This window comes from Burkholderia sp. PR2, assembly GCF_052372875.1.
GTDB classification, from domain to species: domain Bacteria; phylum Pseudomonadota; class Gammaproteobacteria; order Burkholderiales; family Burkholderiaceae; genus Burkholderia; species Burkholderia diffusa.
In genome coordinates, this window is sequence record NZ_JBQRWH010000002.1 from 461,662 (window position 1) to 479,178 (window position 17,517).

Genomic DNA, 17,517 nt, shown 5'->3' on the forward strand with positions numbered 1-17,517 from the left:
TCCGCTCATTGCTCGAGATAGATTTTGAGTCGCATCAGGCTGCGGCGAATCCAGCTCTTCATCGTGCCGAGCGGCACCTGCATGCGCTCGGCCAGCTCCGCATACGATGCGCCGCTGTGAAACGCTTCCCGCAGCACATACGCCTGCCGCTCGCCCAGATGCGCGAGCCCGCGCTCCAGACGCTGGCGCTCCTGGCTCGCCTGCGCGCCGAGGTCGGGCGTCGGGCTTTCGTCGGGGATCGACAGCGCCAGCTCGTCATCGAGCGGCACCTCGCGGTGCTGCCTGATCCGGTCGATGGTCCGATTGCGCGCGAGCGTCATCAGCCATGTCATCGCCGTGCCGCGTCTGCCATCGAATGAATCGGCACGACGCCACGCCGTCGTGAACACGTCCTGAAGCAGGTCTTCCGCTTCATGGCGGTCGCGGATCATCCGGACGATCGCGCCGTACAGCCGTGCCGCCGTCAATCGATACATCTGCGCGAACGCGTGCTCGTCGCCGGCGGCGACGCGCGACAGCAATTGGTCGAGTTCCGCATGCGCGTCGGAGGCTTCATCGGGCTGAACGACCGCATCGGCGGTGAATTCGGTTCTGCCGCCCGGGCGTGATCTCCCGCGGGACGCGCCCCGGCGCTGCTGCCTGCCTGACTGCAGCGTCGTCGATCGACCCTGGCCGGCGGACGGGCGGAGTGAATCGTGCGACCAGTTCATCGGGAACTCCGCATGGCTTTGAGCTTCCTGCTGTTGCGCGCCCGCGGTGACGAGCGGACGCGGATCATGACCAAGCACTGCGCCGGTGCATTCGTCGCGAATGCCTGCCGCGCGCTTTACGCATTCTTTCCGGACAACAAGGCGAGAAACTCGCGGCGAAGCGACGCGTCCGCGAGAAATTTTCCGCGCATCACGCTGTTGGTCATTTTTGCCTGGTCGTCCTTGGTGCCGCGCCAATGCATGCAGAAGTGCTCGGCCTCGAGCACGACGGCAAGCCCGTCGGGCGAGATGCGCGATTCGAGGAGGTCGGCAATCTGCTTGACCGCTTCTTCCTGGATCTGCGGGCGTGTCATGACCCAGTTCACCAGCCTTCCATACTTCGACAGGCCGATCAGATTCGACGTGGCGCTGGGCAGCACGCCGATCCAGATGCGGCCCATGATCGGGCAAAGATGATGCGAGCAGGCGCTGCGCACGCGCAGCGGCCCGACGATCAGCAACTCGTCCAGCCGCTCGACGTTCGGGAACTCGGTCACGGACGGCGCCGCGTCGTAGCGGCCTGCGAACACTTCACGGATGAACATCTTCGCGACGCGCCGCGCGGTTTCGCGGGTGTTGTGGTCGTTGTCGACGTCGATCACGAGCGAGCGCAGCACGGCTTCCATTCCCTGCGCGACTTCGTTTTGCAACGCATCCAGCTCGCCGTCGCGCAGGTGCGCGGCGATGTTGTCGTTTGCATGGAAGCGCGCGCCCGCGTTCTCAAGCCGACGACGAATGATGTGCGACAGAGGAATGCCCTCGTCGATCGCAGTCAAGGTGTGCTCGGGAGCGTCGATCAGATTTCCCATTTCGGTTCGTTTCTCGAGGTTAGGTGGTGCTGCGATGGATCACGACTGAGACGATGCGATGATTGACTTGTGTTCCGTGGGTAAAAACCGTGTGGACGCTGCCGCCATTTCGACGACGCATCCACCGGGTGACGCTCACCTGCGCGCGCACCGGCGTGCATGGCGACCCGGCAGCGTCACCGGAGATCCGGCTCTGATCGCGCACGACGGACCCATCGGCGTTGCCGGGGCCCAGCCGTCGACGTCGCGGAGGAACCGCGATATCGGGTCGTTCTCCGCCGGCTTCGCCGCGAATGTGAGGGCGACGGATTGTTGCAGCTTCGCCAGCACGAGCGCCTCGTCGATGCGGCCGCCGACCGAGCGAAACAGGTGGAAGCCTGCAAGGCGAACCACCGATAGGGCTTGCGCGCTGCCGTACTCATAGACGATCGCGGCCGCGCGGACACGGCGCGCCTGCGCCAGCGACACGAACTGATTCGCCAGATCCACGTGCAACGACGAGACCTCGGCGATCAGGGCGTCGACATCGAGGCCGGGCTGCCGCAGCGCCCGCGACACCGATTCGACACGCTCGCTGACGTGCAGGCCGACTCGCTCGACCGTTTCGTCGGATGCAGTCAGGCCGCCCGTGACGAGCAGCGTCGGGCACGCGCCAGCCGCGATGGTGTTCGATCGCCGTTCAGGCAGTGCGCCGTTCAGACCGGCGATTGAACACCGGTCGGTCACCTGCGGCGAGCGGCGTCGACAGCGATGGCCGCGTTGCTGCGCGGCGACCCGCAAGCGCGATGCAACCGGCCGGCCGGGCGCCTCACCGGGCTGGTGTGACGGGCTGCGTGCCGTGGCGACGGCCACGCGCGCCATCAGTGAAGCCGGACAGGCCGGGAACCGGCGCGGCTTGATGTCGTGATTGCGTGTTGGCACGGGGCCTCCCTCGGTCGATTCATGCGTCACAGCTGGGATTGTATGCAAATTTTCGGGAAAGTGAAGCAGAAACTCGACTCACCCAATAATTTGTACCGGAAATTTTTGCGTCAAGCGTCCAATCAGGGTCGGAAAATGGCGTTATCAGTGCGCTAACGCTCATTACGAGGAGGGAGTTGCATAGAAATAATGCGCGCGAAACGCCTTTCGACGTCATCGAATTGGCAGCGATTCAATGCCTATATGGGCCACAATGTGCGCCTATAAGTGTGCAAATTCGATGCGCTCATCCATCTTGTCTCACTTTTATGCGTCACCGCGTCGGAACACGGCTGTTCGCGCAAGCGAACATGACCGCGCTTTCACGCAAGCGTCATGCAAGCCGACACGGGGTGAAGTGAATCGCCTGGAGGCGATCGCGCACTCTCCAAACCAGACGGCCGTGGGGAAGGGGGATGGGCCGCGCTGACGAGCGCGCCTACGCGCACCGGCGCCGATCGATCCCGGTGAACCGAAGCAGGGCGAGCATTCCGTCTCGGCCCGATCGAAGCGCTATCCCGGCCCGCGCGCTGCTCGCGATCGGCTCATCAATGCGAATTCAACGGCCTGAAGCGTTCGTCTTCATGCCGGAGGGCGACCGCCGATTCCGGCGGCAACGCCCCGAGCAATATCGGACTTCGCCCCAGACCGCCTTCCATTTCTTTCTCCAGCTGAAAGGCAAGCCGCAGGTCTCGCATATCTTGTCAGGCAAGTGCGTCTTGTTGGCCATCGCGAATCACGCGTAGAGAAGGATCACTGGCGAACTGTCCCGTCGATCGATGCTGTCGGCATCGATACGATGCACCGGTCACCGCCGCTAACCATCGCTCACCATCGAATCAGCGCGCATCGTCGCCCAGCAGTTGACGGCGCAACGATTTTGCCCGCGTGCGCGGGTCGAGCCAGATCGCGAAGAACGCGCGCGCGAACGCCGGGTCGGTCACGTCGGCCGTGAGGCGGCCGTTGGTGTAGAAGCGTGCGCCGCGCTCGGGAAAGTACACGCCGCAAAGCACGTCGCCGCGCGATACGTCGGTAAACGCCCGTTCGATATCGCGGCGCCATGCATCGAGTGTCGCAGCCGGCAACGGCGCCGATGCGAGGCGCTCGATCTCGTCCATGCCCGTCGAGACGAGCCGCTCGCCTTTCACGTCGTGACGGTAGGCCAGCGACAACGCAAACGGCGTGTCGAACGCGCCGGGAGACCGGGGCGCCCAAAGCTGAGCGTCGTACAGACAGATGCCCAGTATGCAGAACCGGCCGGATCCGATCAGTCGCGCCGATGCGATATCGTCGACGCAGTTCGCGCCGGCGGACAGCGGTGCAGCCAGCGCCGCGGCAGCGGCAAGCAACGCAAGCCGGCGCCTCATGTCAGCCGCCCGACGACACGATGAAATGCATCACGTCGGTTCGCCGCTCGGCAAATCCCGCTTCGCAATAGGCGAGATAGAGGCGCCAGGTGCGAATGAACGTCTCGTCGAACCGTTGCGCGCGCACCGAGTCGATGCGTGCCTCGAACGTGGCCCGCCAGGTGCGCAGCGTGCGTGCGTAGTCGTCGCCGAACGCGAGCACCGGTTCGGCGGCCAGGCCGGCCCGCCGCGCGGCATCGACGAAGCGCTCCGGGCTCGGCAGCATCCCGCCGGGAAAGATGAACTCGCGGATGAAGTCGCTCGACGCGCGGTAAGCCTCGAATTGCGACTCGCCGATCGTGATCGATTGAATCAGCGCGCGGGCACCGGGCTTCAGGCGCTGCCTGAGCGTGTCGAAATACACCGGCCAGAACGTTTCGCCCACGGCCTCGAACATCTCGATCGACACGATCGCATCGTATTGGCCGTCGACGTCGCGATAGTCGCGCAATTCGAGCGTGACCCGATCGGATAGCCCGGCGCGCGCGATGCGCTCGCGGGCCAGTGTGTATTGCGCCTGCGAGATGGTGACGCCATGCACGCGGATGCCTTGCCGTGCGGCATGCACGGCGAAGCCGCCCCAGCCGCACCCGATCTCGAGCACGCGCATGCCCGCGCGCAGGCCGAGCGAATCGACGATGCGCTGATACTTCGCCGTTTGCGCGTCGGCGAGCGAACGCTGCGCGTCGCCGTCGAAGCATGCGCTCGAATACGTCCACGTGTCGTCGAGCCACAACCCGTAAAAGTCGTTGCCGAGATCGTAGTGCGCGTGGATGTTGCGGCGGCTGCCGGCCCGCGTATTCATCCTCAGCCGGTGACGCAGCGCGTACCAGACGCGTGCCAGGCGGCCGCCGGTCACCGTCTTCGCGATCACCGGCTGATTGCGGATCGCGAGGCGCAGCAGCGCGACGAGCTCGGGCGTGTCGATCCAGCCGGCGCGATACGCTTCCGCGAATCCGATGTCGCCCGCGCGCAGGATCGCACGGCACGCCCGCCAGTCGCGAACCTGCAGCGTCGCGGCCGGCTGGCAGTGCGGATCGCCGAACACATGCTGCGCGCCTTCGGGCGTTACAAGCGTCAGGTGACCGTCGCGGATTTGTCGTAGCAGCGCGATGAACAACCGGGCCGAGAGCGGCATCGCCGGTTGCGATGCGGGAGACAGCAGGCGCAGCAAGGTCATGGACGAGCCTCGTGATCGGACATCGCCGAGCGGCCGCGTGGCGACGCGCCCGGCGAACGGGACAATGGCGAATCGGCAGCGGCAGAGCGCCCGGGGGGCGTCCTGCCGTGGAACGGCACGCGCGCGAGCCACAGCCGCAGCGCTTGCCAATGAATGCGAATGACGACGTTGATCGCGTTAAGCGGCTGCCGGGCCAGCGCGCGCCACGCGCGTGCCGCCGTCAGCGGCGCGGACCGCATGCCGATTGCCGTGCGCAGCAGCAGACCGTCGTCGTCGCGATAGTCGATCGCCACGCTCAGATGATCGCCGCGCTGACGCACGCGAAACGCGTAATCTCCGACAACGTCGCAAAACGGCGAGACATGAAATGTCTTGCGGCAGACGAGCACGGTGTCGGCTCCGATCGGCGCGTGGTGCATCGCACTCATCAGGTAGCCGTGGTGCGCACCGAACGTGTTGCGCACATCGGCGTACAGCGCGCGAAGCCGGCCCGCGCGGTCGTAGCAGTACCAGAAGCTCACCGGGTTGAACGCGTAGCCGAAGATGCGCGGAATCGTCTGCAGCCAGATCGGGCCGTCGGCTGGAATGCCGGCGTGCGCGAGGACATCGCGCATCCACGGGCCGAGCGCGCGGCCGTCGCGCGGGCCGTAGTCGCGCAACGCGAGTCCGAGCGGGCGCCAGCGATCGATACCGAACCAGTTGCCATCGATTTCGTCCAGCCGTTCGACGTCGCAGCAGACCTGGAAGACCGGATACGTGAACGCATGGCGCACGGGCCGCAGCCGTTCATGCATCACGTCGCCGACGAGAAGCCGGGCGGCCGTGCCGTCGCGGGCAAAGGGCGCGCTCATGGCTTGGCCCAGGCCGGAGCGACACCGAAGTCGCGGGCGACGCGCAACGCGGACTTCAGTCCGTCCTCGTGAAAGCCGTAGCCCGTCCACGCTCCCGCGAACCACGTATGACGCGGCCCTTGCAGTGCCGGCAGACGTTGCTGGGCGTCGACGGCCGCGAGGTCGAGCAGCGGATGCTCGTAATCGTAGCGACCCAGCTGCGTGCCGGGGGCGGGCTCGTCGACCGGATTCAGCGTGACGACGACCGGCGAGCGGAACGGCAGCGGCTGCAACTGGTTGAGCAGGTAGCTCACGCACACGGGCGACTCGCCACCGCTGCGCCCCGGCCGGCCGCTCAGGTAGTTCCACGCCGACCACACGCGTCGGCGGCGCGGCAGCAACGCCGTATCGGTATGCAGCACCGCGACGTTGTGCTGATAGCGCACGGCGCCCAGCACCTCGCGCTCTGCGTCGCTGGCATCCGCGAGCAGCCGCAGGCTGGTCGGCGCATGGCAAGCCAGCACGACCGCGTCGAACCGCTCGTGACCGGCCGTGTCGGTGACCACGGTCACGCCCGCGTCGTCGCGCCGTATCGCGCGGACCGGCGTATTCAAGCGCACGTCGTCGAGCGTCGCGGCGATGCGCTCGACGTACCGCCGCGCGCCGCCCGGGACCGTCCGCCACGGCGGCCGGTTGTTGACCTGCAACAACGCGTGATTGAGGCAGAAGCGCAGGAACGTCGCCGCCGGAAACCGCAGGATGTCGTTGGCCGCGCTCGACCAGATCGCGGCCGCCATCGGCAGCAGGTAGTGATGCTGGAACGATGCGCCGTAGCCGCCGGCCGTGAGCAGTTCCCCGACCGAAAGGCGCTCCCGGTTCGCCGATTCGAGGTGATCGTGCGCGGACGCGTTGAAGCGCAGGATGTCGCGCAACATCCCGAGAAAAGTCGGCGAGAACAGGTTGCGGCGTTGCGCGAATACCGTGTTCAGGTTGCTGCCGGCCCATTCGAGCCGGCCGCCGTCGACCGAAACCGAAAACGACATGTCGGTCGAATGGGCGGCCACGCCCAGTTCGTCGAACAGCGCGATCAGGTTCGGATAGGTCCGGTCGTTGAACACGAGGAATCCCGTGTCGACGGGGTGGCGTGCGCCGTCGAGGTCGACGTCGACCGTGTGCGTGTGACCGCCGAGATAGTCGGCAGCCTCGAACAGCGTCACGCGGTGACGGCGAGCAAGCAGGTACGCGCTGGCAAGGCCCGCGATGCCGGCGCCGACGACGGCGATACGCCGGCCAGGCAACGACACTGAGAGTTCCGGGTGCATCGCGAATGGTCTCCGTCAATCACAAGAGCAGGTTCGGGAATGACATATGCGGATATACGAGCCACGGCACGCTGCGGATGCAGTTGCTGCCTTCATTCGCGTTCGCCGGGCGATGCGAAGCCCGGCTTGCCGATCTGGTCCGGTGTTTGCGGCACCCGCCTGAAGCGCGACGTGTCGTAACCCATCGCATCGAGCCGGGAGAGCAGCGAGCGATAGGTGGCCTCGTCCATCGTCGGCTCGCGCGAGAAGATCCAGCCGAGCGTCTTGCCCGGGTAGCCAAGGATCGTGTACCGGTAGTCGGGGTCGACGTAGAGCGTCAGTTGCGTGACATACACAGGCCAGAACAGCCGCACGCGCCATTCGCCACCGCCGCTGCCGGGCTTGACGGAGTCGACGAACCGATAGCGCTTCTCGGGCTGGTCGAAGCCGCCTTTGCGGCCGACGAATACGTCGTCGATCCGGCCATCTTCGCGCAGGCTCCACTCGGCCCGGCTGCCGACGAAGTCGCGCTCCGCGAAATACGGGATGTTGGCGATCACGTACCAGCGACCCATGTAGCGCGGCAAGTCGACGGGCACGGTCGACAGCGGAACGGCCGCGCGCGGATTCGGGTTCGGCGGGCTGCCCGAGCAGCCGGCTGTCCCGATCGCGAGCGCCGTCACGAACGTGACGGCGACGCGGCGGAGAACCCGGTGCAACAGGGCGGCCCTCATGCACGCCCCCGGCGCTTGTCGAACAGGTAGTGGGCGACGCCCCATTCCTGTCCGTCGGCATAGCCGAACAGCTCGGCGACAGCCATGTAGAACATCCGCCAGCGCTGGAACCAGATGCGGGCGTCGGCGCCGTAGACCGTTTCGAGAATCGGCATGACCCGGTGGCGCGCCGCGTCGAGCGACGCGAGCCACTGATTGGCCGTGCGGGCGTAGTGAGTGCCGTCGAGCCACCATTGGCGGGCGATGCGCACGTCGTCCTGGAACCGCAGCAGCAGATCGGCCGACGGCATCGTCCCGCCCGTGAAGAAATGGCGCGACATCCAGTCGGTGTCGTCGCGCACCGCGAAGTGATAGGCGAGTAGCTTGTGCGCGAAGATGTGCACGAAGAGCTTGCCGTCGTCGTGCATCCAGCGCGAGATTTTCGCGAGCAGTTGCCCGTAGTTCTTCATATGCTCGAACATCTCGATCGAGAGCACGCGGTCGAAACCGGCGTCCTCGCGACCGAAGTCGAACTCCACCACGTTGCCGGTCACGATTCGCAGATTCGTCAGCCCGCGCTGCGCCGCGCATTGCTCGATGAAGTGGCGTTGACCGTGCGAATTCGACAGGCCGACGATCTGCGCCGCCGGATACCGCTCGGCGAGCCATAGCGACAGCGAACCCCAGCCGCATCCCAGGTCGAGAATGCGCTGGCCATCCGCCAGCTCGGCGCGCTGCGCGTACAACGCAAGCATTGCCTCCTCTGCCTGCGCCAGCGTTTCGTTGCCACGCGGGTAATGGCCGCACGAATATTTGAGCCGCGGGCCGAGATGGGCCTCGAAGAAACTGCCGGGCACCTCGTAATGCTGCGTGTTCGCCGCGTGCGTCTCGATTGCGATCGGGCTCGCGCCCAGTTCGCGCACCAGTGCGTCGAGGGCCGCCACGCGCCGTTCGCCGTCATACGCGTACTCGGCGCGCAGGCGTTGCCGCATGAGCGCGCGCATTCCGGTCCGGATCAGCCGGTCCGGCAGCCAGCCGCGCTCGCAGTAGCGAATCAGCCAGGTGTCGTTGGGTGCAGCCATAGAGGCCGGCGACGGTTGCGAGGTGGTAGCGGTCATGATCGCGTGCTCCGGTCTTCAGGGTGATCGGGTCGAGTGGGGGAAGGGCTGGGCGCCGGCCTCGGCGGCCACGGAACGATGGCGCTGGTCGTGCGCATGTACTCGCGGTAGCCCGGACGGGTTTGCACCAGACGCGCTTCGAGCAGCGGCAAGCCGGATACCTTGAGCAGCAGCCATGCCATCAGGACGGGCGGCATCAGCGTCAGCCAGCCCCACGGCATTCCGATCGCAAGGGCCGTGTAGGCGAGCCAGTGCACGCACTCGAAAAAATAATTCGGGTGCCGCGAATAGCGCCACCAGCCGATGCGACAGACCTGGCCGCCGTGGTCGGGATTCGCGAGGAACCGCTTGAGTTGCCGGTCGGCGGCAGTCTCTCCGGCGACGGCGGAGATCCAGATCGCGACTGCCGCTGCAATCGCGAACCGGGACGGGGCTTGCGCACTGTATGCGGGGATGAAGAATGCGACCGACAGCAACATGGAGATCAGCGCTTGCAACTGGAACAGCCAGAACATGTTGCGCGGCGCGGCGTCGCCCCACTGCAGGCGGAACTGTCGATAGCGCGGGTCCTCCGGCTGCCCGCGATTGCGCCGCCACAGGTGCCGCGCGAGTCGCAGCCCCCAGATGCCGCCACCGGCGGCCACGAGCGCGCGATTCAGTTCCGAGCCGGTTGCCAGCACGGCGACGAACATAGCTACGCAGCCGAGCGTCGCGGCCCAGACCGGATCGATCATCCCGGCGTTCCGGGAATGCAATTGGGTAATCCACACTGCCGTGAAGGACACGATCAGTCCGGCGAAGGCGAGGAGGGCAACGGCGACGGCGGGCATACGGGCTCCGGGGACGCGATATCCCCTTATACGGAGCCGGAGACCGAACGGATTCAACCGGATGCGACGAGATGCGGCGCGATCCCGTCGAGCGTCAAAGCAACGGGCGGCACGCTGCCGCGCTTTACGCGTTGAGCGCGCGTTGCGCGCGTCAGGCGATGTGCATCGAGCCGGTGGCGAGCACAGGCCCGGTGGGTTGGCCGCTCGGCGAGCCGCCGCGAGGCTCGAGCGACACGGCGAGCACCGCGCGTGCACCGAGTTGCGCGACGATCGCTTGCGGCAGCGTCATCGACGCCGGTGCGTTCGACGCGAATACGCCGAGCGAGATCGGCTTCGCATTCGGCGGGATCAGCCACAGTTCCGTCGAGCGATCCGCGGCGACCGGTGGCGTGTTCGCGGGCACCACGACCATCCGGGCACGGCGCAAGTCGACCGTGGCGGTCCATCGTGCAACGCCATCCGCTTGTGCGAGCGTGGCCGCCATGTAGCTGCTGTCGACGGCAGCGGGGCGCTGCGGCGCTTCGCCCACCCGGATCACATTGACCGTGAGCAGCCCCAGCGCCGCCGCGCTCGCGCCAATGCCGACCCAGCGCCACAATGGCAGGCTGTTCCACCAGCCGCCGGCTGGCGCGGAGCGGCGTGCGCGCGGCGGCGGGATGAAGCCCAGGTCGTGCTGGATCCTCGTCCAGATTCGCGCGGGCGGGTCGACGGGCGTGACGTCGTCCGCGAGCGGGGCGAGGCGGCGCTGCCAGCGATCGAGCGTGGCTTGCAACGCCGGATCGCGAGCGGCGGACTGCTCCAGCTCGCGGCGTGCGTCTGCGTCGAGCACGCCGAGGGCGTATTCTGCGCAGCGCAATTCGGAATCGTGATCGGCCGGCGTATTCATTGCTCCAGGCACACCTTCAGCTGCATCAGGCTGCGCCGGATCCAGCTCTTCATGGTTCCGAGCGGCACGCGCAGCCGCGCTGCCAGCTCACTGTAGGTCGCACCGCTGAAGAAGGCCTCGCGCACCGCGCGGCCTTGCTGCGGATCGAGTTGCGCCAGGCAGCGCTCGAGGCGCTGGCGCTCCTGTGTCGCCTCCGCCAGCGCGGCGGGCGTCGGATCCTCGTCGGGAAGCTCCAGCACCTGTTCGTCGTCGAGCTGCGCGTCGCGATGCTGCCGCAAACGGTCGATCGTCCTGTTGCGCGCCAGCGTGATCAGCCACGTCATCGCGCCGCCGCGCGCCGGGTCGAACGCGTCGATGCGTCGCCATGCGGTCGTGTAGACCTCCTGGAGGAGATCCTCGGCTTCCCCGTGATCGTGAAGCATGCGCACGATCGTCCCGAACACGCGCGACGCGGTCAGCCGGTACAACTCCGCGAAAGCCGCCTGATCGCCGGCTGCTGCCTGAAGCATCACCCGATTCAGATGTTCGCGGCGCGCCACATCCGCATCGGCATCGCGCGAAGGGGCTGACTGGTCGAAACCTTTGGCACCGTTCGGCGTGTCGCTCATGCGAAGTGGGTGGCGCGGATCGCCATGGTGTGAATGTCGAGCGAAATATAGCACTGTCGGACGCATTTTGATTGAACGATCTGCGGCCGACCCGCTGCAGGTTGTGCCGGGCGACGCGCGTTGTGAGACCCTCAGCCAGATACGAGCGACTCGGACACGGGGATGCAGGCAGCCGCGACATTCGGCGGATGCTGCAGCCCACCGTTGGTTGGGTGCACAATGGCCGGGTTTCGTGCCTGGAGAGCCATTGAATGAAGCGAAGTACCCTTGGTAGACCGCTGCGGACGGCGAGTGTGATCATTGCGGGCGCAGCACTCCTGCTCGCGGGATGCGCAGGCCTGGCCGGCGGGCCGAGCGGCAATGCGCACGTTCCGCAGCCCGCGAGATCCGTTGATCTCGATCGCTACGTCGGCAAATGGTACGAGTTCGCGCGCTACGAGAACCGGTTCGAGCGGGGCTGCGCCGGCGTGACGGCCGAATATGCGAAGCGGGAAGACGGTCTCATCGGCGTGCGCAATACCTGCCACGAAGGTGGACCGGACGGCCCCGCGCGAACCTCCGACGGGCGCGCAAAGATCGTGGCCGACAGCGGCAATGCAAAGCTGAAAGTGTCGTTCTTCGGGCCTTTCTTTTTCGGCGATTACTGGGTGCTCGATCACGCCGACGACTATTCATGGTCGATCGTCGGTGAACCGTCGGGTCGGTTCCTGTGGATCCTGACGCGCGACGCGAAGCCCTCCGCTGAACAGGCCGCGGCGCTTGTTGAGCGGGTCCGGACGCTCGGTTACGACACGACGATGCTGCTGCGCACTGCGCATTAGGGCGACGACACTGCAACCGGCATGCGCGGCCTCATTAGGTGCGGGCAACGCCGCGTTCCGTATGCGCCGTGCCGATGACGGTTGCGAAGGAGAGGAAGCGGAGAGGCTGGTCGAAGACCGAAGTCGCGTGACGTTGCTCGATGCACGTCACGCGAAACGGCGTCAGCCTCGACGGCGCTAGATGCGCGCGGGGCTGATCGATACAAACGGGCGCCTGCGTACCCGTTCTGTTCGGCGGGGCGTTGTGTTCGCGCCCGATACCGGGCGCGAACCGTTCGGGGGCTAGACCTGCCCGCGATTACGCGAGTTCACCGCGACCACCGTGGGCGACTCGGCCAGCGGGACAAAATGTCGGGTGGTGCCATCCAGCGCATCGATGCCGCCTGTCTCGATGTCGTAGACCCAGCCGTGCAGATTCAGGCGTCCTTGCTCGAGCGCAAGCGCGACGGAAGGGTGAGTGCGCAGGTTCGCAAGCTGCGCGATCACGTTTTCGCGCACGAGCCCGTCGAGCTTCGCGCGCGGCGAGTCGTATTCATGCGCGGCGTTGATGACTTTCGCGGAATCGGCATGACGCAGCCAGTTCGCCACGGCCGGCAGATGATCGAGGCAGGTGCAGCGCGAAATCGCGCCCATCGCACCGCAATCGGAGTGGCCGCAGATCACGATATCCCGAACGCCGAGAACGGCGACCGCGTATTCCACGGTGGCCGACACGCCGCCGGGTTCCGGGCCGTACGACGGCACGATATTGCCCGCGTTGCGGATCACGAACAGTTCGCCCGGCTCGCGCTGAGTGAGCAGCTCAGGTACGACTCGGCTGTCGGAGCACGTGACGAACAGCGCCTTGGGGTTCTGTGACGTCGCGAGTTGTTTGAAAAGCGCCTCACGTTGCGGGTAGATGTCGCGCTGAAAACGCAGAAAACCGTCGATGATGTCTTGCATGCTCGCTCCAGAACTTCAGTCGAATGATCAGCGCAGTAGCGGCAGGTACGCCTGCGCGGCGAGCATCATAATGCATGTCCGGCAAGCGTGGGTATGGTGGGGTGACCTTGATTTCTATAAAAATTCCCGGTTCGCGCAATTCAACCTACATAAGCCCATGCGGACCGGCCCTAATAAATACTACTGCGAAATCAAATGGTTGCTGTCTGGGCGCCCAACTGGTGCTACGGGGCAACATGTGGCTGCCGATTGCTCGCGGCTTTAATAATTCAGAGGGTGTAAGACCGGTGTTCGGAGCGGATGTGGTCAGTCCAGTTCGGCGGCGCCGAACACAGTTGGCGACATGGCAAACAGCACCGTCGAAGTCCGGCTACCCAATGGTGGTGCGACGTTGCCTCCTGGCAATGGGGCGCATCTCGCGAATTCACAATGCGTGCTCTGTCACTCCACCGGAATGATAACCCGGCAACCACCGTTGTCGTTTCAAGATTGAAAGGCAGAGGTGGGCAAGATGCGCGCGGGGTACGACGCGCCGCTCGCTGTCGATCAGATTGAGCAGATCGCTCGTTATTTGACCGAGATTAACGGAAAACCGTAGGTTAATACTGAATATATAGTTTGTCGAAGATGAATCCCCTTGAGCTTCAGTGAAGTCGGGGATGGGTTAAACTTTAAACTGCGACTTAAATTCTCGGTCTTGCGCTAAGTCATAAATTTATTAATTATCAGCTATGCCTTAAGTGACCACGTACCGGTGAACAGCGCTCCGGAAACTACTCCGATAGTCGTGAGCGCCACATAGGCGATGTGCAAATGCTGATGCGACGCAAGTCCACGGATGCCATACGTCAGGATGCCCAGGCTGGCAAGACATGCAAGGGCTCTCAGGGGAAACACAGTTGAGCGCATTGTTTCACTTCTCCAGTGCCGCTGGTCGCACCGCGGGGTTAATGGAACCAGGGCCATTCATCGATGTTGTTGTGCACGTGGACCGCCTAGCGTCGCTACGCTGTACTGTCTGTGCTCGCGCGTACACGGAGGACACTCGTCAAGCAGACGCTCACGGAGCGGGAGGTCATGCGGACGACACGTAGAATACTAAAGCATGGGTAGCTCGAATAGTTGCTGGAATCCCTCACATACCGGTCAGCACCTCGTGCGACCCAGCACCCCGCGGCCGGACCTGCTGCGGCGCACCAGTTTCTGGGCTAACCGTTTCGGCGCGCGACTTCTAGAATTGGAGAACGGGTCTGCATAGCGATGCAGTGGAGGGCGACAGCGGAGGTTGCCGTGGATTTGCGGTTCTCTTGGGGGTGGTACTTCCTGGCGTTACTTGGTGTGATAGCGCTCAGTCTCGGGCTGACAGCACTCCGAGCGGGGGAGGCTAACAGGAAGAAGCGCGACAAGCATCCCGATAAATAACAAGCGACTTATGTCGGCGCATGCATCGCGTGACTAGCCGATATGACGCGCTCCGCCAAGGTGAGCGCTCGATGCCTCTAAGCTGCGTAAGTCGACACCTGATCTCTCAGTCAGCGTCAGATCAGGTCCGAGATCGTTCGGCCCTCACTTCGTCACGCGCCGTGATCGACCCGGAGCAGTCCTTCAATGTTCCCCGAAGGAGACGTTGAAATCAGTCCGTGGTCGAAGTGCAAGTCGAGCATATCTGGATCGGGGTATGGAACGCCTCAGCCCGGGAAGTAGCTCAGACAGTTGCGAGAATCAGACGCGCGGGTGTCACACCGATGAGCAATCCGTCATCGCGATTCGCAATATAGCGCTGGTTCAACTCCTCGGGAGTCCACGCATTGGTACGGCTGAATCCCAATGCACCCAGCGTCTCGGTAATGGCGGGCGGTTCAAAGAAAGTTTTCCACGGCTCACCGCGCTCGGCGAATTGCGCCGTCAACTGCTCCATCGCGATACGCATGATCGGCGGCAAGCTCGAAAGTGGCGTTACATACTCGAACAGGACCGCACTTCCTTTGGCGCAACCGGCGATGAAGCGCAACGTCTCGATGACTGCGACCTTGTCGAGATACATCGTCAGGCCGAGCCAACTGAAAATGGCCGGCGAATCAGCATCGAAACCCGCACGCGCCAATCCCTCTTACTGCGATGCGTTCTGTTTGAGTTCGGCGGCTGACGCCATGAAGTCGCCTCCCTGATGATGAATCCGGAAAGTGGACGCACTCGCACGCGCAAGGCGCGCTACTTCAGCGCGCAGTCGACGGGTTGAACCCGTCGGGGGCAAGCGCATCGCGCGAATGGACGTAGACGCGCTGGTGCATGCGACACACAACGCCGGCATCGTTGCTACGCCTCGCTGAGCGTTCATGCGCGCGCATCCGTCGGTACGCTGCAACGGTGACCGTAGCGCGATTGCGTCGCAGTGGTGCAGGGGCGAACACCCAATCCCGCCTTCTCCGTCAGTTCGCCGATCTCTGCTCGCATTGCTTTCGCGGTCGTCGGTGTCAACCATAAAAGCGAACGTAGCGTCAGGTGCAAGCGAAATCGACGCGCTCGCGCGCGCCGGGGCGGTGTAGCTGCCCCGAAACTCCAGGGCCATATGTGCTTACGGAACCTCGATTGTTGGCGAACTTACGGCGGGCGTCGATCGGCTGGTCCTGGCCTACGTACTGCCCCCAAATAAGTTGTATGCTGCGCGAGTCGAACGGGTGCTTTATCGAGTTTCCATCACAGCCGTAGCGCCCAGTTGTCCGCGCTTGTCAATGCACTATTCTTTTTTTAGCATGCGGAGACTACGCTCGGCACCGGAGCGCACGTTGACGCAGTGAGGAGCGCTATGCCACCACGGACGGCAGCCCCCTCCACCATCGTGGTGGTCGGTATTCTGATCGCCTGCGCATTGATGGGCCTGTGCGTGATGCAGTTGATGCAGAGCCGCGACGATGCACTGGACCGCGCCAGTGAGACCTCGCGTAACCTTGGCCTGATGGCTGAGCGCGACATCGAGCGCAACTTCGAGCTTTACGACCTGTCGTTGCAAGCTCTGATTCATGGTCTGCAACGTCCGGACGTGATGGCGTCAGCGCCGGCCTTGCGGCGCGCCGTATTGTTTGATCATGCGATGACGGCGCAATTCCTCGGTTCGATGCTGGTGCTTGATGCCGATGGCAAGATCATCCTGGATTCGGCGCGTGACGTGCCGCGCCAAGGCAATTTCGCCAATCGCAAGTATTTCACCGTCCACCGCGACAATCCAGATGCGGGACTTTTTGTCAGCGACCCGTTCGCGTCGCCCCTGCGCGGGGGAGCGCTCAGCATTGCCCTCACGCGGCGGGTCTCGAATCCGGACGGCTCGTTTGCCGGAATCGCGCTCATTGAGGTCAACCTCGAGTACTTCCACAGGTTGTTCGCCGGTCTGTCGCTTGGACAGCATGGATCGATTTCGCTAATCGGCACAGACGCCATCATGGTGATGCGCCAGCCGTACAACGTGCGCACCATCGGCCGTGACATCAGCAAAGCTGCGACCTTTCGGCAGTTCCAGACCGCATCGGAGGGGGCATTCTCGGAGACGGCGTTTATTGACGGTGTTCGCCGTCTTTACTACTTCAAGCATCTTCCGAACCTGCCGATGATTATCATGGTTGCGGAAGCAGAGCAGGACATCTACGCGAAGTGGCGGCGCCGTGCCGTTACGATCGGCGCGCTGGTGGCGGCCTTCGGCGCCGCTTTCATAGGGCTGTCCATCATGCTCGGCGCCCAACTACGTCGCCGGATGCGTGCTGAGTCTGAGCTCGTGTTACTGGCACGCACCGACGGTCTCACCGGCCTGAGCAATCGCCGCAGCTTCGGAGAAGTGCTGGACCGCGAATGGCGTCGCGCAAGGAGGACGCGTTCCGCCTTTTCGCTCCTGTTCGTCGACGTCGACCGCTTCAAGGCCTACAACGATACCTACGGACACCAGGCCGGGGACGAAGCTTTGGCTGCCATTGCACGTTGCATCGGCGAGAGTATCCGCCAACCCGTCGATACCGCGGCTCGATACGGCGGAGAGGAATTTGTCGTGCTGCTTCCCGATACACCGCCGATGGGGGCCATCCAGATTGCCGAGCGGATTCGTGCGGCAATCGATGAGATGGGACTCGAGCACGCCGGCAGCGAACATGGGCGCGTGACCGCCAGTATTGGTTTCGCGAGTTGGACGCCAGATCAGGACGATGGGGCCGGCGCGGTTATCAAGGCGGCCGACGAGGCGCTTTACGCGGCTAAGGCGACCGGTCGAAACAAAGTCGTTGGCTTCCAGCCCTCTGCTTGACTGGGCGAGGGTGTGATCGCGGGACGGGCCGACGACATTGCGAATTCACTCGATCAGCGTAGGAATCATGCGGCCCCAC

General features: G+C 64.5%; 16 protein-coding genes and 1 pseudogene. 2 read left to right on the forward strand and 15 right to left on the reverse strand.

The window, feature by feature from the left end:
• Positions 1-5: 5 nt before the first annotated feature.
• The 13 genes from ACT2FV_RS13735 to ACT2FV_RS13795 form a co-directional block, all read right to left on the reverse strand.
• On the reverse strand, positions 6-710 hold the full coding sequence (locus ACT2FV_RS13735; protein ID WP_444504277.1) for a sigma-70 family RNA polymerase sigma factor: 705 nt from the start codon (positions 708-710) through the stop codon (positions 6-8).
• Positions 711-826: 116 nt separating this feature from the next.
• Positions 827-1,558: a GTP cyclohydrolase I gene (folE, locus tag ACT2FV_RS13740; protein ID WP_059608020.1), complete on the reverse strand. Its 732-nt coding sequence runs from the start codon at positions 1,556-1,558 to the stop codon at positions 827-829.
• Positions 1,559-1,693: 135 nt separating this feature from the next.
• A complete protein-coding gene (locus ACT2FV_RS13745; protein ID WP_444504105.1) occupies positions 1,694-2,419 on the reverse strand; it encodes a hypothetical protein in 726 nt (241 codons plus the stop codon).
• Between the two features lie 658 nt (positions 2,420-3,077).
• Positions 3,078-3,248: a DUF2256 domain-containing protein gene (locus ACT2FV_RS13750; protein ID WP_151049132.1), complete on the reverse strand. Its 171-nt coding sequence runs from the start codon at positions 3,246-3,248 to the stop codon at positions 3,078-3,080.
• Positions 3,249-3,357: 109 nt separating this feature from the next.
• Positions 3,358-3,885, reverse strand: a complete 528-nt coding sequence (locus ACT2FV_RS13755; RefSeq protein ID WP_444504106.1) for a chalcone isomerase family protein — start codon at positions 3,883-3,885, stop codon at positions 3,358-3,360.
• Between the two features lies 1 nt (position 3,886).
• Positions 3,887-5,104 (reverse strand): class I SAM-dependent methyltransferase, encoded by a 1,218-nt coding sequence (locus tag ACT2FV_RS13760; RefSeq protein WP_444504107.1) that lies wholly within the window; start codon positions 5,102-5,104, stop codon positions 3,887-3,889.
• A complete protein-coding gene (locus tag ACT2FV_RS13765; RefSeq protein ID WP_444504108.1) occupies positions 5,101-5,955 on the reverse strand; it encodes a DUF1365 domain-containing protein in 855 nt (284 codons plus the stop codon). Before ACT2FV_RS13765 ends, ACT2FV_RS13760 begins: the two co-directional genes overlap by 4 nt.
• The gene (locus ACT2FV_RS13770) at positions 5,952-7,256 is read right to left on the reverse strand and encodes an NAD(P)/FAD-dependent oxidoreductase (RefSeq protein ID WP_226116530.1); all 1,305 of its coding nucleotides are present in this window, start codon (positions 7,254-7,256) and stop codon (positions 5,952-5,954) included. Before ACT2FV_RS13770 ends, ACT2FV_RS13765 begins: the two co-directional genes overlap by 4 nt.
• Positions 7,257-7,348: 92 nt before the next feature.
• Complete coding sequence (locus ACT2FV_RS13775) at positions 7,349-7,969, reverse strand: lipocalin family protein (protein WP_444504109.1); 621 nt, start codon at positions 7,967-7,969, stop codon at positions 7,349-7,351.
• A complete protein-coding gene (locus ACT2FV_RS13780) occupies positions 7,966-9,066 on the reverse strand; it encodes an SAM-dependent methyltransferase (protein ID WP_444504110.1) in 1,101 nt (366 codons plus the stop codon). The genes ACT2FV_RS13775 and ACT2FV_RS13780 overlap by 4 nt, the downstream gene beginning before the upstream one ends.
• A complete protein-coding gene (locus tag ACT2FV_RS13785; protein ID WP_444504111.1) occupies positions 9,063-9,896 on the reverse strand; it encodes a DUF1295 domain-containing protein in 834 nt (277 codons plus the stop codon). The genes ACT2FV_RS13780 and ACT2FV_RS13785 overlap by 4 nt, the downstream gene beginning before the upstream one ends.
• A 151-nt stretch (positions 9,897-10,047) precedes the next feature.
• Positions 10,048-10,782, reverse strand: a complete 735-nt coding sequence (locus tag ACT2FV_RS13790; RefSeq protein ID WP_151049144.1) for an anti-sigma factor — start codon at positions 10,780-10,782, stop codon at positions 10,048-10,050.
• On the reverse strand, positions 10,779-11,390 hold the full coding sequence (locus tag ACT2FV_RS13795) for a sigma-70 family RNA polymerase sigma factor (protein WP_124628877.1): 612 nt from the start codon (positions 11,388-11,390) through the stop codon (positions 10,779-10,781). Before ACT2FV_RS13795 ends, ACT2FV_RS13790 begins: the two co-directional genes overlap by 4 nt.
• A gap of 251 nt (positions 11,391-11,641) precedes the next feature.
• On the opposite strand from ACT2FV_RS13795, the gene ACT2FV_RS13800 reads away from it, so the two are divergent.
• Positions 11,642-12,211 carry a lipocalin family protein gene (locus ACT2FV_RS13800; RefSeq protein ID WP_151049146.1) on the forward strand — a complete coding sequence of 190 codons (570 nt, stop codon included), beginning with the start codon at positions 11,642-11,644 and terminating at the stop codon, positions 12,209-12,211.
• Between the two features lie 282 nt (positions 12,212-12,493).
• Here ACT2FV_RS13800 and ACT2FV_RS13805 read toward each other — a convergent pair whose 3' ends face one another.
• Positions 12,494-13,153: a carbonic anhydrase gene (locus ACT2FV_RS13805; RefSeq protein ID WP_034203524.1), complete on the reverse strand. Its 660-nt coding sequence runs from the start codon at positions 13,151-13,153 to the stop codon at positions 12,494-12,496.
• A gap of 1,705 nt (positions 13,154-14,858) precedes the next feature.
• Positions 14,859-15,263, reverse strand: a pseudogene (locus ACT2FV_RS13810) (class I SAM-dependent methyltransferase); the annotation flags it as partial.
• 696 nt (positions 15,264-15,959) lie between these two features.
• On the opposite strand from ACT2FV_RS13810, the gene ACT2FV_RS13815 reads away from it, so the two are divergent.
• Positions 15,960-17,438 carry a sensor domain-containing diguanylate cyclase gene (locus ACT2FV_RS13815; RefSeq protein WP_151049148.1) on the forward strand — a complete coding sequence of 493 codons (1,479 nt, stop codon included), beginning with the start codon at positions 15,960-15,962 and terminating at the stop codon, positions 17,436-17,438.
• Positions 17,439-17,517 lie beyond the last annotated feature (79 nt).

What these genes read in the sequence shown, in the direction of transcription:
- ACT2FV_RS13735 (WP_444504277.1), bottom strand. Translation starts at nt 710, where the DNA reads ATGAACTGGTCGCACGATTCACTCCGCCCGTCCGCCGGCCAGGGTCGA.
- folE (WP_059608020.1), bottom strand. Translation starts at nt 1,558, where the DNA reads ATGGGAAATCTGATCGACGCTCCCGAGCACACCTTGACTGCGATCGAC.
- ACT2FV_RS13745 (WP_444504105.1), bottom strand. Translation starts at nt 2,419, where the DNA reads ATGGCGCGCGTGGCCGTCGCCACGGCACGCAGCCCGTCACACCAGCCC.
- ACT2FV_RS13750 (WP_151049132.1), bottom strand. Translation starts at nt 3,248, where the DNA reads ATGGCCAACAAGACGCACTTGCCTGACAAGATATGCGAGACCTGCGGC.
- ACT2FV_RS13755 (WP_444504106.1), bottom strand. Translation starts at nt 3,885, where the DNA reads ATGAGGCGCCGGCTTGCGTTGCTTGCCGCTGCCGCGGCGCTGGCTGCA.
- ACT2FV_RS13760 (WP_444504107.1), bottom strand. Translation starts at nt 5,104, where the DNA reads ATGACCTTGCTGCGCCTGCTGTCTCCCGCATCGCAACCGGCGATGCCG.
- ACT2FV_RS13765 (WP_444504108.1), bottom strand. Translation starts at nt 5,955, where the DNA reads ATGAGCGCGCCCTTTGCCCGCGACGGCACGGCCGCCCGGCTTCTCGTC.
- ACT2FV_RS13770 (WP_226116530.1), bottom strand. Translation starts at nt 7,256, where the DNA reads ATGCACCCGGAACTCTCAGTGTCGTTGCCTGGCCGGCGTATCGCCGTC.
- ACT2FV_RS13775 (WP_444504109.1), bottom strand. Translation starts at nt 7,969, where the DNA reads ATGAGGGCCGCCCTGTTGCACCGGGTTCTCCGCCGCGTCGCCGTCACG.
- ACT2FV_RS13780 (WP_444504110.1), bottom strand. Translation starts at nt 9,066, where the DNA reads ATGACCGCTACCACCTCGCAACCGTCGCCGGCCTCTATGGCTGCACCC.
- ACT2FV_RS13785 (WP_444504111.1), bottom strand. Translation starts at nt 9,896, where the DNA reads ATGCCCGCCGTCGCCGTTGCCCTCCTCGCCTTCGCCGGACTGATCGTG.
- ACT2FV_RS13790 (WP_151049144.1), bottom strand. Translation starts at nt 10,782, where the DNA reads ATGAATACGCCGGCCGATCACGATTCCGAATTGCGCTGCGCAGAATAC.
- ACT2FV_RS13795 (WP_124628877.1), bottom strand. Translation starts at nt 11,390, where the DNA reads ATGAGCGACACGCCGAACGGTGCCAAAGGTTTCGACCAGTCAGCCCCT.
- ACT2FV_RS13800 (WP_151049146.1), top strand. Translation starts at nt 11,642, where the DNA reads ATGAAGCGAAGTACCCTTGGTAGACCGCTGCGGACGGCGAGTGTGATC.
- ACT2FV_RS13805 (WP_034203524.1), bottom strand. Translation starts at nt 13,153, where the DNA reads ATGCAAGACATCATCGACGGTTTTCTGCGTTTTCAGCGCGACATCTAC.
- ACT2FV_RS13815 (WP_151049148.1), top strand. Translation starts at nt 15,960, where the DNA reads ATGCCACCACGGACGGCAGCCCCCTCCACCATCGTGGTGGTCGGTATT.